Annotated in this window: 14 protein-coding genes; 9 read left to right on the plus strand and 5 right to left on the minus strand. The window is 63.4% G+C overall.

The window, feature by feature from the left end:
- The first annotated feature begins 84 nt into the window (after positions 1–84).
- On the plus strand, positions 85–990 hold the full coding sequence (locus tag QM996_RS11795; RefSeq protein ID WP_500267635.1) for a LysR family transcriptional regulator: 906 nt from the start codon (positions 85–87) through the stop codon (positions 988–990).
- Between the two features lie 6 nt (positions 991–996).
- Here the strand turns inward: QM996_RS11795 and QM996_RS11800 are convergent, their stop codons facing one another.
- The 3 genes from QM996_RS11800 to QM996_RS11810 form a co-directional block, all read right to left on the minus strand.
- Positions 997–1,395, minus strand: a complete 399-nt coding sequence (locus QM996_RS11800) for a DUF779 domain-containing protein (protein WP_500267636.1) — start codon at positions 1,393–1,395, stop codon at positions 997–999.
- A gap of 154 nt (positions 1,396–1,549) precedes the next feature.
- Positions 1,550–3,058 carry an aldehyde dehydrogenase family protein gene (adh, locus tag QM996_RS11805; protein ID WP_500270300.1) on the minus strand — a complete coding sequence of 503 codons (1,509 nt, stop codon included), beginning with the start codon at positions 3,056–3,058 and terminating at the stop codon, positions 1,550–1,552.
- A gap of 376 nt (positions 3,059–3,434) precedes the next feature.
- Complete coding sequence (locus tag QM996_RS11810) at positions 3,435–4,391, minus strand: sigma-54-dependent transcriptional regulator family protein (protein ID WP_500267637.1); 957 nt, start codon at positions 4,389–4,391, stop codon at positions 3,435–3,437.
- A gap of 250 nt (positions 4,392–4,641) precedes the next feature.
- On the opposite strand from QM996_RS11810, the gene QM996_RS11815 reads away from it, so the two are divergent.
- From QM996_RS11815 to pth, 5 genes are all read left to right on the plus strand, one after another.
- On the plus strand, positions 4,642–5,823 hold the full coding sequence (locus tag QM996_RS11815; protein ID WP_500267638.1) for a benzoate/H(+) symporter BenE family transporter: 1,182 nt from the start codon (positions 4,642–4,644) through the stop codon (positions 5,821–5,823).
- 155 nt (positions 5,824–5,978) lie between these two features.
- The gene (locus tag QM996_RS11820) at positions 5,979–6,593 is read left to right on the plus strand and encodes a 50S ribosomal protein L25/general stress protein Ctc (protein WP_500267639.1); all 615 of its coding nucleotides are present in this window, start codon (positions 5,979–5,981) and stop codon (positions 6,591–6,593) included.
- Between the two features lie 261 nt (positions 6,594–6,854).
- Positions 6,855–9,239, plus strand: coding sequence for a putative bifunctional diguanylate cyclase/phosphodiesterase (locus QM996_RS11825; protein WP_500267640.1), 2,385 nt, complete (start codon positions 6,855–6,857; stop codon positions 9,237–9,239).
- A gap of 92 nt (positions 9,240–9,331) precedes the next feature.
- A complete protein-coding gene (locus tag QM996_RS11830) occupies positions 9,332–10,066 on the plus strand; it encodes a substrate-binding periplasmic protein (RefSeq protein WP_500267641.1) in 735 nt (244 codons plus the stop codon).
- Between the two features lie 67 nt (positions 10,067–10,133).
- Positions 10,134–10,853 (plus strand): aminoacyl-tRNA hydrolase, encoded by a 720-nt coding sequence (pth, locus tag QM996_RS11835; RefSeq protein WP_500267642.1) that lies wholly within the window; start codon positions 10,134–10,136, stop codon positions 10,851–10,853.
- A gap of 106 nt (positions 10,854–10,959) precedes the next feature.
- On the opposite strand, the gene QM996_RS11840 is transcribed toward pth, so the two are convergent.
- Positions 10,960–11,589: a TetR/AcrR family transcriptional regulator gene (locus QM996_RS11840; protein ID WP_500267643.1), complete on the minus strand. Its 630-nt coding sequence runs from the start codon at positions 11,587–11,589 to the stop codon at positions 10,960–10,962.
- A 119-nt stretch (positions 11,590–11,708) separates the two neighbouring features.
- Here QM996_RS11840 and QM996_RS11845 point away from each other — a divergent pair, with 119 nt between their 5' ends.
- Both QM996_RS11845 and QM996_RS11850 read left to right on the plus strand, forming a co-directional pair.
- On the plus strand, positions 11,709–12,269 hold the full coding sequence (locus tag QM996_RS11845; RefSeq protein WP_500267644.1) for a GFA family protein: 561 nt from the start codon (positions 11,709–11,711) through the stop codon (positions 12,267–12,269).
- Positions 12,253–12,555: a DUF6958 family protein gene (locus tag QM996_RS11850; RefSeq protein ID WP_500267645.1), complete on the plus strand. Its 303-nt coding sequence runs from the start codon at positions 12,253–12,255 to the stop codon at positions 12,553–12,555. Before QM996_RS11845 ends, QM996_RS11850 begins: the two co-directional genes overlap by 17 nt.
- A gap of 39 nt (positions 12,556–12,594) precedes the next feature.
- Here the strand turns inward: QM996_RS11850 and clpS are convergent, their stop codons facing one another.
- Positions 12,595–12,906, minus strand: a complete 312-nt coding sequence (gene clpS / locus QM996_RS11855) for an ATP-dependent Clp protease adapter ClpS (protein ID WP_057253114.1) — start codon at positions 12,904–12,906, stop codon at positions 12,595–12,597.
- A gap of 377 nt (positions 12,907–13,283) precedes the next feature.
- On the opposite strand from clpS, the gene ychF reads away from it, so the two are divergent.
- Positions 13,284–14,387, plus strand: a complete 1,104-nt coding sequence (gene ychF, locus QM996_RS11860; RefSeq protein ID WP_500267646.1) for a redox-regulated ATPase YchF — start codon at positions 13,284–13,286, stop codon at positions 14,385–14,387.
- The last annotated feature ends 111 nt before the right edge of the window (positions 14,388–14,498 follow it).

Raw genomic sequence — 14,498 nt, forward strand, 5'->3', positions numbered from 1 at the left:
TTGCAGACAACATGCCAAAGTAGATTCTTGCGAAAAATGGGCTTTATCTTTAAAGCTCTGGAAGAAAATCTTCATAATTGGCAAATGGCGGACGACCCCTTCAACGGATTGCGGGAGTTTCTGGCGGTCGCGGAGGCGAGCAGCTTCACAGCGGCAGCGGCGACGCTCGGCGTCACGCCCAATGCCGTCAGCCAGACGATCAGGGCGCTGGAAACCCGTCTCGGCCTCCAGCTCTTCGTCCGCACCACGCGGCGCGTCGCGCTGACCGAAGCCGGCAGCGCCTTCCTGAAGCGCGTGCGCCCAGCCGCCACCGAGATTATCGATGCCTATGAGCTGCTCGGCGACTTTCGCGACCGACCCATGGGCAACCTGCGGCTGACCGTGCCGCGCATGGCGATCCCCTTGGTTCTGACCGCGCTCCTGCCGCGCTTCCGGCAGGCCCATCCGGATGTCTCCCTGGAAATCGCGATCGACGATGCGGCAGTCGATATCACCGAGCACGGCTTCGATGCCGGCATTCGCATCGGCGAGGCGGTCGAACGGGACATGATCGCCGTTCGGCTGACGCCCGACATCACCTGGGCCGTGGTCGGCTCGCCGTCGTACTTCGTGAAACGTGGTCGGCCGCAAACGCCCGAAGAACTGACGCGCCACGAGGCGATCCGTTATCGCTACCCGGCGTCCGGCACGATCTACCGCTGGGAATTCGAGTGGGAGGGACGCGACTTCTCCGTCGACGTACCCGGCGGCCTGACCGTCAACGACTTCCAGATGCTCATGGAGATGGCGGAAGCCGGAACCGGGCTCGCCTACCTGCCGGACCTTTCCGTGCGCGATGCCGTCGCGAGCGGCCGCCTCGAACGTGTGCTCGAAGCCTACCTGCCGACGTCGCCCGGACTCTTCATCTATTTCCCCGCGAAGGCGCAGACCCAGCCGAAGTTGCGGGCGTTTCTCGATCTGGCGGCAAAGATGGTGCGGGAGCGGAAATAGGTCACCTCAGCGCCCGCGAAAAATGACGGCGCAACTCTCGCCGCCACCAAACAGCCGCGACCGCGTCAGGAACCGCTTCTCCCGTCCGTTGTCGAGCGAGAACATGCCACCCCTGCCCGGCACCACGTCGATGATCAGTTGCGTGTGTTTCCACACCTCGAACTGGCTGGCGCTGATATAGACGGGTACGCCGCCGATTTCGCCGAGCTTCACGTCATTGTCGCCGACGATGTAGTCATCGGCCGGGTAACACATGGGTGACGAGCCGTCGCAGCAACCGCCGGACTGGTGAAACAGGATATCGGGGTGGTCGCGCCGGATCTCGGCGATGAGATCGAGTGCCGCACCGGTGGCAAGCACGCGCGGTTCGTTAATCTCTGTCGTTCCTGTCAGTTCGGTGGACATGGCGAGCCTCCCTGATCGAGCGCAGTCTGCATTGGCCGACTGAGGCGTGGGTGGAGAGCACGCCTCAGCCGCCGCTCGAGCGCGAGGAAGGGTGGAGACTACCTTCCCTCCCGCTCGTGTTGCCTTCCCCGGCGGCGGGGAAGGCAGGTTGCGATCAGAAGAAGCCGAGCGCCTTCGGGCTGTAGCTCACCAGCATGTTCTTGGTCTGCTGGTAGTGATCGAGCATCATCTTGTGCGTCTCGCGGCCGATGCCGGACTGCTTGTAGCCGCCGAAGGCCGCATGGGCCGGATAGGCATGGTAGCAATTGGTCCAGACGCGGCCGGCCTGGATCTCGCGGCCGAAGCGATAGCAGCGGTTGGCATCGCGGCTCCAGACGCCGGCACCGAGGCCGTAGAGCGTGTCATTGGCGATCTCCAGCGCCTCGGCTTCCGTCTTGAAGGTGGTGACCGAGACGACCGGACCGAAGATCTCCTCCTGGAAGATGCGCATCTTGTTGTGCCCTCGGAAGACGGTCGGCTTGACGTAGAAGCCTTCCGCCAGTTCGCCTTCGAGCACGTTGCGGCCGCCGCCGGTCAGCACTTCGGCGCCCTCCTGCTTGCCGATATCGATATAGGAGAGGATCTTCTCGAGCTGCTCGCTCGACGCCTGCGCGCCGATCATCGTGGCGCTGTCGAGCGGGTTGCCCTGGCGGATCGCCTCGACGCGTTTCACCGCCCGCTCCATGAAGCGGTCATAGATGCTCTCCTGCACCAGCGCCCGGCTCGGGCAGGTGCAGACTTCGCCCTGGTTCAGCGCGAACATGGCAAAGCCTTCGAGCGCCTTGTCGAAATAGTCGTCGTCCTCGGCGAGCACGTCGGCGAAGAAGATGTTCGGCGACTTGCCGCCGAGTTCCAGCGTCACCGGAATGAGGTTCTGGCTGGCATATTGCATGATCAGCCGGCCCGTCGTCGTCTCGCCGGTAAAGGCGATCTTGGCGATGCGCGGGCTGGTGGCGAGCGGCTTGCCGGCTTCGAGGCCGAAGCCATTGACGATGTTGAGCACGCCCGCCGGCAGCAGATCACCGATCAGCTCCGCCCAGACGAGGATCGAGGCCGGGGTCTGCTCGGCCGGCTTCAACACGACGCAATTGCCAGCGGCCAGCGCCGGCGCCAGCTTCCACGCCGCCATCAGGATCGGGAAGTTCCACGGGATGATCTGGCCGACGACGCCGAGCGGCTCGTGGAAGTGATAGGCGACCGTATCGTGGTCGATCTCGCCGATCGAACCTTCCTGGGCGCGGATGCAGGCGGCGAAATAGCGGAAATGATCGATGGCGAGCGGAATGTCGGCGGCCATGGTCTCGCGGATCGGCTTGCCGTTGTCGAAGGTTTCAGCCCGCGCCAGGAGTTCGAGATTGTCCTCCATGCGGCCGGCGATCTTCATCAGGATGTTGGAACGCTCGGCAGCGGACGTCCGGCCCCACTTCTCACGCACCGCATGGGCAGCATCGAGCGCCAGCTCGATATCGGCGGCATCCGAGCGCGCCACCTGGCAAAGCACGCCGCCCGTCACCGGCGTCGTGTTGTCAAAGTAGCGGCCGGCCACCGGCTCGCGCCATTCGCCGCCGATGAAGTTGCCGTATTTCTGCTTGAACGGGCTTTCGACGATCTTCTGATGCAACATAGTCATTCCTCCCTGAGAACCAGCAACGGAGCTGTGAGGGAAAAGTGAGACCGAACGCGCGTCTTCGATAGTGAGGCGCAATCGCCCGCAAGACGATCTGTTTCAGAATTGAGACAGGTTGGCTCCATCGAGCGTGCTGCAATGCAGCAAGCAGGGAACAGCGACGGTTTGAAACTGCCCCTCATCCCCCTGCCGGGACCTTCTCCCCGTGATCACGGGGAGAAGGGACAAGTTGCGCGCTCCGCGTTCTCCAAGCAAACGAGGCCAATGCAATCGCAAAGGGCGCTACTAGGCACGTCCCTTCTCCCCGCCTGCGGGGAGAAGGTTAGTCCTCGGGTTAAACCCGAGGAGAGGGGCATTCTCCAGGATGAGGAGATCAATTCACCGAGAGCCGCTTCATCTTGCGATAAAGCGTGGCGCGGCTGATGCCGAGCAGCTCGGCCGCCATGGAAACGTTGCCGTTGGCGCGCGACAGGACGCGGCGAAGGGCGGCGCGCTCCGCATCGGGAAGTTCGGCGGCATCGCCCGACGTGTCCTCCCTCAGAAGGTCGGAAGCTGGAACCCCGGCGGCAATGCGCCTGTCGTCGAGATCGAGCCATTGCCGCGCGGCACGTGTGGCGCCGAGCACGAGGTCGTCGCGGTCGACGGCGAGAAGCGCTGGCCCGGCTCGATCCACCGGCACCAGCACGATGCGCGCACCGGCAAAGGCACGACGGAAGAGGCCTGCCTCGATGCGCGCGGCGGCATCGCGAACCGCCTGCGACAGGATCGACATGGTGATCTCGGAGGCATCGTCGCGGCAGGTGGAAATGTCGATGGCCGCCGCCAGCCGACCGCGATGATCGCGGATCGGCGCGGTGGCGCAACTGAGCCCGATGTTGCGGCTGAGGAAATGCTGGTCGCGCTGGATGACGACGGCGCGCTCGTCGGCGATCGCCGTGCCGATGCCGTTGGTACCGACGCTCGCCTCGCTCCACACCGTTCCCGACCAGAGCCCGACGCCACGAAAATCCGCGTCGTCGCCGACCGCACCGCGCCGTTCGAGCGCCACGCCATCATTGTCGGTGAGGAGCAGGCAGCAGCCGGCCTTACCGACGGTCGCAAACAACCGGTCGAGCTCGATGCCGGCCTCCGCCAGCAGCTCACCCGAACGTTCGCGGACGGAGAGAAACTCGCTGTCCAGCAGCCGAAGCGGCGTACGCGCTTCCTCCGGAGCAAGCTTGTGCAGGGTCATGCAGCGGCGCCAGGAGGCGGCCACCGGCGAACTCGCCGCGGCCGAAGGCTGGTGCGCGACCCGATAGACAAGTTCCGAATGATCCCTGACGACAGGCATCGCCTTCCTCCCTGAAAGCGTCGACCGGCGAAGACGGATGCGACCGATCTCCCAAACGGCGCACCTGCTTGGGCGGCACTATAGCCAACGATCTCCGCAAAGGTCTAGCCAGACGAAGGTTCGAGAGCTCCAGCACCCGTCAGCGAGTTTGATCGGTGCATCACGCCGCCGATATCGACAGCGCGCCCGAATGTGATAGGCGAGAGGATCAAATCGCCACGACTACAACCCACAACAGCCGGTTGCCGCCATGTTTCGTGACTTCTCGCTCCAGAGCCTTTTCATGGGCCTGCTGATCGCCTTCGTCGGCTTCGCCAGTTCCTTCGCCGTCGTGCTGCATGGGCTGACCGGCGTCGGCGCCAGCGAAGCACAGGCGGCCTCCGGGTTGATGGCGCTGTCGATCTCCATGGGCGTCTGCGCGATTGTCATCAGCGCCGTCACGCGGCTGCCGGTCAGCATCGCCTGGTCGACGCCGGGTGCCGCCCTGCTCGCCAGCGCCGGTGTCGTCGAGGGCGGCTTCAATGCTGCCGTCGGCGCTTTTCTCGTCTGTGGAGTGCTCGTCGTCATCGCCGGCCTCTGGAAGCCGCTCGGCCGCCTGGTTTCGACCATCCCTGCCCCGCTCGCCAATGCCATGCTCGCCGGCGTGCTGCTCAGCCTCTGCTTCGCGCCGGTCAAGGCAATTGCCTTCAATCCGCTTCTCGGCTTGCCTATCATGATTGCCTGGGCGGTCGTCGGCAGCGTCAACAAGCTCTATGCGGTGCCTGCCGCGCTCGTCGCCTTCGTGCTCGTCATCGCCTTTGGCGTCGAGATCCCCGAAGGAGCCCTTTCCTCCCTGTCTTCGGCGCTGGTACCGACCGTCGAATTCGTGACCCCACAGTTCAACATCGCGGCCATGGTCAGCATTGCCCTGCCGCTCTTCATCGTCACAATGGCCTCGCAGAACATCCCCGGCATCGCGGTTCTGAAGGTCAACGACTATCACCCGGCTCCCGGGCCGCTGTTCGCGACGACCGGTGTCTTCTCCATGCTGAGCGCCCCCTTTGGCGGCCATGCCGTCAACCTGGCGGCAATCACGGCTGCCATGTGCGCCGGCAGCGATTCTCATCCCGATCGCGGCAGGCGCTACTGGTCCGCGATCAATGCCGGCGCCTTCTACATTCTCTTCGGCCTGCTCGCGGGCGTCGTCACCAGCTTCGTCAGCCTTGCGCCCTCCATCCTGATCGAGGCAGTCGCCGGCCTCGCCCTCGTCGGCGCCTTCGCCAGTTCCGCCATGGCCGCCTTCACCGAGGCGAAGACCCGCGAGGCCGCAGCCATCACCTTCCTGGTCACCGCCTCCGGCGTCAGTTTCGGCGGCATTTCCGGTGCCTTCTGGGGGCTGATCGCCGGCGGATTGATGCTGGCGCTGGCGCGCCTCACCAGCAAAAAGGGCTGAACCCGCGGCAAAGCTTGCATTTGCGGGCGATCTCGTCTATGCACCGCGCGTCCGCGTAGACACCCTTGGAGGCAACGCGGATGAAGCCCATGCGGCTTCGGTTCATCCGGCATGTCGGATGAGCTCTCCAGAATTAGACATAGAAAGGTCTACCCATGAGCCACGCAACTTACGAGCTCAAGGCCGAGACGCGCGAACGGGTTGGTAAGGGGTCCTCCCGTGAACTTCGCCGCAACGGTCTTATCCCGGCTGTCATCTACGGTGACAAGCAGGCCCCCCTTTCCATCGCGCTCTCCACCAAGGAAGTGACGATGAAGATCCACGCCGGCGGTTTCATGACCACCGTCGCAACGATCGACGTCAACGGCGAAAAGATCCGCGTCCTGCCGAAGGACTACCAGCTGGATCCGGTCCGCGACTTCACCATGCATGTCGACTTCCTGCGCGTCTCCAAGGACAGCCAGGTTACCGTTGAAGTTCCGGTTCACTTCGTGAACGAAGAAAAGTCCCCGGGCCTGAAGGCTGGCGGCGTTCTGAATATCGTTCGCCACGAAGTCGAACTCAACGTTTCGGCTGACGACATTCCGGAATTCCTGACCGTCGATCTCTCCGGCCTCAAGGTCGGCGACGCCGTTCACATTTCCAACATCAAGCTGCCGAAGGGCGCGACCCCGGTCATCACCGACCGCGACTTCACCGTTGCAACGCTCGTTGCTCCGGCCGGTGGCGTGAAGGAAGAAGACGAAGCGGAAGGCGAAGCAGAGGCCTGATCGGCTTCCGGGTGACTGGCGAAAAGCCAGTCCCGCCGCACTTCATCGAGAGCCCGTCCCATTCGTTTGGGGCGGGCTTTTTGCTTTGGTCCACAGGCCGCTTGCCACACGGCGCCGCCATCGCGTCCCATCATTTATCACGAAGCGATTTCAGCAACATTTAAGGTTTTGATGATGTTCTTCTGGCGGGGAAACTGGGGCTCAGACTGAAGAGAATCCGAATATGAGATGCGTGGCAGCACCTTCTAAGGCGTGCATCCGATGATGCACTCCGTGGAGAACCGATTTATTGCGATTGTCTGTGGCGCAATGCTCGTTTTCATTGCCCCGCTGCTCGTTCTCTTCCTGAGCATTTCCAGCGACCGCATCGCACGCGAGCGGATTCACAATATCGAACTGCTGATGGCCGCAAGCGCCGAGGCGCTGGGCAAGCCGATCTGGGATTTCGACAGCGACGGCATCAAGCACATTGCCCGCTCGCTGATAAACGGCACCGATATCCTCTCCGTCACTGTCCGCGACCAAACCGGCTCGATCCTCGCCCAGATGCCGCTTGGCGGCGCCGTGCCCGGCACCAAGGACCGGATCCTCAGCCTGCCCATTTCCTATCAGTCCATGGATGGGGTGAAGGAGGTCGGCCGTATCGAAGTGAGAGTACCGACGCCCGGCCTTCTGTCGCAGTTCAGCAAGGACGAACTGGCGATCCTCGCCATCCTGCTCTTCGCCGTCGCGATCGTCTTCGCCGCAGCACTCGTCGGCAATCGCTTCACGGTGATGCGCCCGCTGATGCGCCTGACGGCGGCGATCGAGGCGACCCGCCGGCTCGGCTCGCGCCACCGCGTCGACTGGACCTCCGACGATGAAATGGGCGCGCTTGCCGCCAACTTCAACGAGATGCAGGACCGGCTCGAGCGCGAGGAGACGGAACTGAAGAACGCGCACGAACGCGTCACCGACATCTACAACCTGACGCCGGCCATGCTGTTTTCGCTCGACGTCGACGGGCGCCTGCTCGCCGTCAGCGACTATTGGCTGCTGGCGACCGGTTACAATCGCGACGACGTCATCGGCCGCGACTTCATCGAGTTCATCGACCAGCACTGGCACGAGACCTATCGCAGTCACGCCAAGACGATCGCCGTCGGCGATCATGAGATCCGCGAGGTCACGGTCCCGTTCCGCAAGGCAGACGACGAACTGATGACGGTTCTGATCCAGGAAACGAAGGCGACCGGCGAAGGCAGCCTGTCGCTCTCGGTCATGACCGATGTCACGGCGCTGAAGCAGGCGGAAAGCCGCAACCACACCCAGGCGATCACCGACCACCTCACCGGCCTGCTCAACCGCCAGGGATTCGAGGCCGCACTCGACGACGCGATCCGCCAGGCCGACGAATGCGGCATGCAGCTCGGCTGCCTGTTCATCGATCTCGACCGCTTCAAATGGATCAACGACAATTTCGGCCACGCGGCCGGCGACGACGTGCTGCGCCACACGGTCGAGCTCATCCATGACGCGCTGCGCCCCGGCGACATCATGGCCCGTCTCGGCGGCGACGAATTCGCCATCCTGATTTCCGACACGGACGCTGCGGCGCTCGCGAGCGAGATCGGCGAGCGCATCGTTTCGGCGCTACGCGAGCCGATGCCGATTGCCGGCAACGAACTCCTCGTCAGCGCCAGCGTCGGCATCTCGGTCTACCCGGCCCATGCGGAAAACGCTTCCGACTTGCTGCTCAAGGCGGATATGGCGATGTATGCGCGCAAGCACGATGGCAAGAACGGCCTGAAGCTGTTCGACGCCAGCATGCTCGACGCTTCCCGCGAACGCCATGAGATCGAACAGTGCATCGAAGCCGGGCTGAAGGACGACCACTTCGAAGCCTGGCTGCAGCCGATCGTCAGCCTTGCCGACGGGCAGATCGCCGGCTTCGAGGCGCTGATGCGCCTCAACCACCCGGAAAAGGGCCTGATGCCGCCGGGCAAGATCATCGGCATCGCGGAGGAAACCGGCACGATCGCGCGCATCGGCGACCGCATCCTCGAAAAGGCGATCCGTCATCTGGCGGCGGTCTCCGAGCTGGACGGCACGCAGGATACCTATCTGGCCGTCAACTTCTCGCCGTTGCAATTCGAGCTGACCCTGCCGCACAATCTCGCCGCCCTGCTCCTGAAGCACCATATTTCGCCGAGCCGGGTCGTCGTCGAGATCACCGAGGCCGTGCTCATGCTCGACAATCCGGAAGTGCATGCGGTGCTGAAACAGCTCAACGAATTCGGCTGCCGCATCGCGCTCGACGACTTCGGCACCGGCTATTCGTCGCTGAGCTACCTCAACCGTTTCCCGGTCGATATCGTCAAGGTCGACCAGTCCTTCACCCGTTCTCTGAGCTCAGGCACCGCCGACATCCGCCGCAAGAGCCGCATGCTGATCAAGGGCATCCGCACCATCTCGCACCAGATGGGCTGTACCGTCGTCGCCGAGGGCATCGAGACGAAGGAGCAATGGCAGCTCCTGCGCAAGCTGGGTGTCGATTGCGGCCAGGGCTATCTCTTCAGCCGGCCGATGCCGATCGAAAGCATGTTGAACATGCTGGAAAGCGACTCGGAAGCAAAGGCGGCGACGGTCGCAGGCAAGCGGGCATGATGTTCGCCGCCAGCGGCCACGATCCCGATGGAGATTCGGGACGCGGACATGTCGCGCGGACACCGCAACAGGCGGCAAAAGGAGGAAGGCACGTGAAGCCGTTGATCCCATTATTTTTCCTCAGTCTCTTCACGACCGCGCAGGCGCAGACGATCAAGTTCGTCACCGAGGAGTACCCGCCTTACAATTTTTCGACCGAGAACGGTCCGAGCGGCGCCGCCGTCGACCAGGTCAAGCTGATCATGGAGCGGCTGAAACAGCCTTACACGATCGAGGTCCTGCCCTGGGCGCGAGCCTTCATGCTGGCCGAAACCGATCCCGCCTATTGCGTTTTCACCACCGGCCACGACGCCGAACGCGACAGGAAATTCCAATGGGTCGAGCCGCTGCTCGTCGATCACATGGTGATGGTTCGCCACACCGGCTCCGACATAGCGCCGGTTTCACTGGAAGCGGCGCGTCAATACACCGTGGGCACGCAGCGTGAAGACTTCTCCGCAACCTATCTCAAGGACCACGGCTTTCCGAAGATCGACTATGCCGCCAACCTCGACTCCAGCCTGAAGAAGCTGATCGCCGGACGCGTCGACCTGCTGATGACGTCGGAAAAGACCTTCGAGATCATGCGCGCCGAGGGCAAACCGGTCGAAGCGGCGCTCGTGCTCGAGGGCAAGCTCTATGGCATCGCCTGCCACCGCGACGTATCGCGAGTAACCATCGCCGCGATGCAGCGTGAACTTGACCGCCTGGTCGGCAACGGTACCCAGGACGAGATCTTCAAGCACTACGGCCTGACGCCGAATGCCAGCCTGCATGCCGAGAAATAAGCGTTGACTTCCCCCGGGCACGATGATTTTGGATGGCCCCACCCCGAAATCATCGACGCGTGACGACATGCTGATCATCGCAGGGCTTGGCAATCCAGGTTCGAAATACGCCGCCAACCGGCACAATATCGGCTTCATGGCGGTCGACGTCATCCATCGCCGGCATGGCTTTTCCTCCTGGTCGAAGAAGTTCAAGGCCGAGATTGCCGAAGGTGAGATCGCCGGCGAGCGCGTGCTCTTGATGAAGCCGCAGACCTTCATGAACCTCTCCGGCGAGGCGGTCGGCGAGGCCATGCGCTTCTACAAGCTGCAGCCGAAGGACATCACCGTCATCTATGACGAGCTCGACCTGCCGGCCGCCAAGGCGCGGATCAAGGTTGGCGGCGGCCATGGCGGCCACAACGGCATCAAGTCGATCGACGCTCATTGCGGCAAGGACTATCGTCGCCTGCGCCTCGGCATCGGCCATCCCGGCGTCAAGGATCTGGTGCACGCCCATGTGCTCGGCGATTTCGCCAAGGCCGACCAGGCCTGGCTGGTGCCCCTGCTCGACGCGATCGCCGACAATGCCGACATGCTGGTGCGCGGCGAGGATTCCCAGCTCCTGAACAAGATCGCGCTCGCGACCGGCGGCAAGCCGGAAGCGGACAAGCCCGAAGCCCCGAAGAAGCAGGGTGCGCAATCGCACATCCATCAGGCCCGTAATTCAGCCCAGCCGAAGAAGCTGCCGGCGACCGGTCCGATGGCCGACATGCTGAAGAAGATGTTCGGCTCGAAGGGCGACTGAGCTCGCCTTCCCGCTTGCATGGGAAACATGATCCTACGCTGGTCCGCCTCCGCGGACCCAACCGAGACGGGTTCGGCTCGACCACCGGCGGGCCTGACGTCCTCGTCTAGCCTCCCCTGTGGGCCGCCAGGAAGATCCGCACCGCTTCCTCCGCATGCGCTTGCAACGCTTCCGGCGCTGGAATGGCGCCATCGCCGAGCAGCATGGCGTCGTTCACCGGTCCACCCATGACGAGCCAGTTGAAGAACCCGCCGGCGACCTCAGCATCCTTCACCCGGATGTCGCCCTTCTCGCTATAGCGCTTGAAGGCGGCCGCAAGCCGCCTGATCGAACGCATCGGCCCGCGCTGGTGCAACGCTTCGCCGAGCTGTGGAAAGCGCTCGACCTCGGCGATCACCAGACGTCGCACCTGCATCAGCCGCGGCGTCATCACGATCGTCAGCAACTGGGTGGCATAGTCGAGCAGGAATTGCTCGATCGGCTCATCGCCTTCAGGGTCGGCGACCTGCTCCTGAAACTCGTCGCCGGCGCCACCGGTCATGCTGCGCACGACTTCCAGAAACAGCGCCTCCTTGCTCTGGAAACGGGAATAGACCGTCTGCTTCGACACGTCGGCGGTCGCCGCAATCTCATCCATGTTGGTGCCGAGAAAGCCGTGCTTCAGGAAGAGATCGCTCGCCGCCGCCACGATCGCCCTGCGGGTGCGCTCCATGCGCGTCTTTGCGCCGTTGCTCAAACCTGCCCTTCCCCCTGCCTCACGTCGCCAAATCACTTGCCACGCAGAATAGGCCAGTCGGATTGACAAATCAAACTGGACGGTCCAGTCTACTTAGCGAAATGAGATCGGGGAAAGCCATGGTCAAACCGCAAGCAAGAAATCGCATTGCCGCCTGCCGCTGCGGGCTGGTTGCCTTTGAAGCCGTCGACGAGCCGATCGTCGGCGCCGCCTGCTACTGCACCAGTTGCCGCACCGCCGGCGAACGCTTCGAGGCTCTGCCCGAAGCGTCGCCGGTGCTGGAAGCCGATGGCTCGACGCGCTTCGCGCTCTACCGGAAGGATAGGATCCGCTGCATCCGGGGCAGCGACCTTTTGCGCGAGCATCGGTTGACGCCCGAGGCGCCGACGCGCCGGGTCATTGCGAGCTGCTGCAACGCCGCCATGTTCCTCGAATTCAAAGGCGGCCACTGGCTGAGCGTCTACAACCAGCGCTTCGCCCCGGATGAACAGCCGCCGCTCGAAATGCGGACCATGACGAAAGATCGCAAGGCGGGCGTCGAATTTGCCGACACGTTGCCGAGCTACAAGACGCACTCGGGCCGGTTCATGTGGCGGCTGCTGAAGGCCTGGGCCGCCATGGGGTTCAAGGCGCCGAAGATCGACTATGTGAAAGGTCAGGCAGATGGCATCGGCGGCTGAGAAGATCGAGATCGAAAATATCGTATCGCCCGACCACAAGTACCGCGTCGACCGGGTGAAATACGAGGCAATGCGGGAAGCCTTGCTCACGGTGCTGCCACCGGCTGCACCGGGACTGACCGTCGCGGAAGCGAAGGAGCGGCTCTTGCCGCTACTGCCGCAGGACCTTTTCCCCGAGGGTGCAAAGGCTGGCTGGTGGCTGAAGGCGGCTCAGCTCGACCTCGAAGCCAAGGGCACGATCGAGCGAGAAGCGACCAAGCCGCTTCGTCTGCACAAGAACGCATAAAGCAAGCCGGCAGCAGCGGGGCATCCTCAGCGCCGGCCGCTATTCTTCGGGCTCGGTGGTGAAGAGCAATGGAAAGCCCGCCTCCTTGGCAAGGTCGGTCGCCGCCTTGGCCTTGGTTTCCGCAATGTCGCGCACACAGACGACGACCACCGAAGTGCCCATCTTGTGCGCCGTCATCATCACGCGATAACCCGCCTCCTCGCTCATATGGAACACGGCCTTGAGCACGCCGACGACGAACTCCCGCGGCGTGTAATCGTCATTGAGCAGCATGACCTTGTAAAGCTTCGGCCGTTCGAGCTTCGGCTTGACCTTCACTTTGACTTTTCTGGCAACTTCGTTGTCACTCATCGGAACCACCCCGTTGATGACAGATCGGGCGGCACGACCGCCGGCTGCACTATCCTACGGGCAGACGCGCCGATCAAGCAAAAGCAGACCTCCAGGGATTGCGTCGATCAGTTTCGCACCGATGGCTGACGAACATGCTTACCGCCTTGTCACAGGCGCAGGCCCGCTCCAGCGCCGCGCTCGATCGATGCAGGCCCCCTCAAATCTACGCCGCCGCGCCAAGTCCGACGGGCATCGCAGCGCATATGCGGCCCAAAGGTCGCGCGTTCAACGGCGCAAGCCCCTTATTTACCGTGAACGGGGCGTGCGCCCTTGACCAGGAAGCGCCCTTCCCGCATAGCCACGCCAACGGAATTTTAAGATACGGACGAGACCCCATGGGCTTCAAATGCGGTATTGTGGGACTGCCGAACGTCGGCAAGTCCACCCTCTTCAACGCGCTCACCAAGACGGCGGCCGCGCAAGCCGCCAACTATCCCTTCTGCACCATCGAGCCGAACACCGGCGAAGTGGCAGTGCCGGATCCGCGCATGCGCAAGCTTGCCGAAACTGCCAAGTCGAAGGAAATCATCCCGACGCGCATCTCCTTCGTCGACATCGCCGGCCTGGTGCGCGGCGCGTCGAAAGGCGAAGGCCTCGGCAACCAGTTCCTCGCCAACATCCGTGAAGTGGACGCCGTCGTTCACGTGCTCCGCTGTTTCGAGGATGACGACATCACCCACGTCGAAGGCCGCATCCATCCGGTCGCCGACGCCGAGACGATCGAGACCGAGCTGATGTTGGCCGACCTCGATAGCCTGGAGCGCCGCACCGAGCAGACCCGCAAGCGCGCCGTCGGCAAGGACAAGGAGTCCATGGCTCAGCTTCCGATCATGGAGGCTTCGCTGAACCTGCTGCGCGAGGGCAAGCCGGTCCGCACCCTGCTTTCGAGGCTCGACGCCGAAGAACTGCGCATCCTGCAGGGGCTCAGCCTCCTGACCGCGCATCCGGTTCTCTATGTCTGCAACGTCGCCGAAAGTGACGCCGCCGACGGCAACGAGCACACCCGTGCCGTCGCCGAAATGGCGAAGGCCCAGGGCGCCGAGTCCGTCGTGATTTCGGCTGCCATCGAGTCGGAAGTGGCGCAACTGCCGGATGAAGAGGCCAAGGAATTCCTCAGCGCGCTCGGCCTGGAAGAAGCCGGTCTCGACCGCCTGATCCGCGCCGGCTACAAGCTGCTCGACCTCATCACCTATTTCACCGTCGGCCCCAAGGAAACCCGCGCCTGGACGATCCAGCGCGGTACCAAGGCGCCGCAAGCCGCCGGCGTCATCCACTCGGATTTCGAACGCGGCTTCATTCGCGCCAACACCATCGCCTATGACGATTACATCGCGCTCGGCGGCGAAACCGGCGCCAAGGAAGCCGGCAAGGCGCGCGACGAAGGCAAGGAATACGTCGTCCAGGACGGCGACGTCATCCACTTCCGCTTCAACACGTAAGCATTGCGACGGTCTTGCGCGACACGCGCAGGATCAAAAACAGGGCGCAACGCAAAGGATGCAGCGCGCAACGAACACGGCATTACGGCGCGGCATGCAACCGCGCCGTAT

This window comes from Sinorhizobium chiapasense (assembly GCF_045277575.1).
Taxonomy (GTDB): Bacteria; Pseudomonadota; Alphaproteobacteria; order Rhizobiales; family Rhizobiaceae; genus Ensifer; species Ensifer chiapasense_A.

What these genes read in the sequence shown, in the direction of transcription:
- pth (WP_500267642.1), top strand. Translation starts at nt 10,134, where the DNA reads ATGCTGATCATCGCAGGGCTTGGCAATCCAGGTTCGAAATACGCCGCC.
- QM996_RS11810 (WP_500267637.1), bottom strand. Translation starts at nt 4,391, where the DNA reads ATGCCTGTCGTCAGGGATCATTCGGAACTTGTCTATCGGGTCGCGCAC.
- ychF (WP_500267646.1), top strand. Translation starts at nt 13,284, where the DNA reads ATGGGCTTCAAATGCGGTATTGTGGGACTGCCGAACGTCGGCAAGTCC.
- clpS (WP_057253114.1), bottom strand. Translation starts at nt 12,906, where the DNA reads ATGAGTGACAACGAAGTTGCCAGAAAAGTCAAAGTGAAGGTCAAGCCG.
- QM996_RS11820 (WP_500267639.1), top strand. Translation starts at nt 5,979, where the DNA reads ATGAGCCACGCAACTTACGAGCTCAAGGCCGAGACGCGCGAACGGGTT.
- adh (WP_500270300.1), bottom strand. Translation starts at nt 3,058, where the DNA reads ATGTTGCATCAGAAGATCGTCGAAAGCCCGTTCAAGCAGAAATACGGC.
- QM996_RS11850 (WP_500267645.1), top strand. Translation starts at nt 12,253, where the DNA reads ATGGCATCGGCGGCTGAGAAGATCGAGATCGAAAATATCGTATCGCCC.
- QM996_RS11845 (WP_500267644.1), top strand. Translation starts at nt 11,709, where the DNA reads ATGGTCAAACCGCAAGCAAGAAATCGCATTGCCGCCTGCCGCTGCGGG.
- QM996_RS11815 (WP_500267638.1), top strand. Translation starts at nt 4,642, where the DNA reads ATGTTTCGTGACTTCTCGCTCCAGAGCCTTTTCATGGGCCTGCTGATC.
- QM996_RS11795 (WP_500267635.1), top strand. Translation starts at nt 85, where the DNA reads ATGGCGGACGACCCCTTCAACGGATTGCGGGAGTTTCTGGCGGTCGCG.
- QM996_RS11800 (WP_500267636.1), bottom strand. Translation starts at nt 1,395, where the DNA reads ATGTCCACCGAACTGACAGGAACGACAGAGATTAACGAACCGCGCGTG.
- QM996_RS11825 (WP_500267640.1), top strand. Translation starts at nt 6,855, where the DNA reads ATGATGCACTCCGTGGAGAACCGATTTATTGCGATTGTCTGTGGCGCA.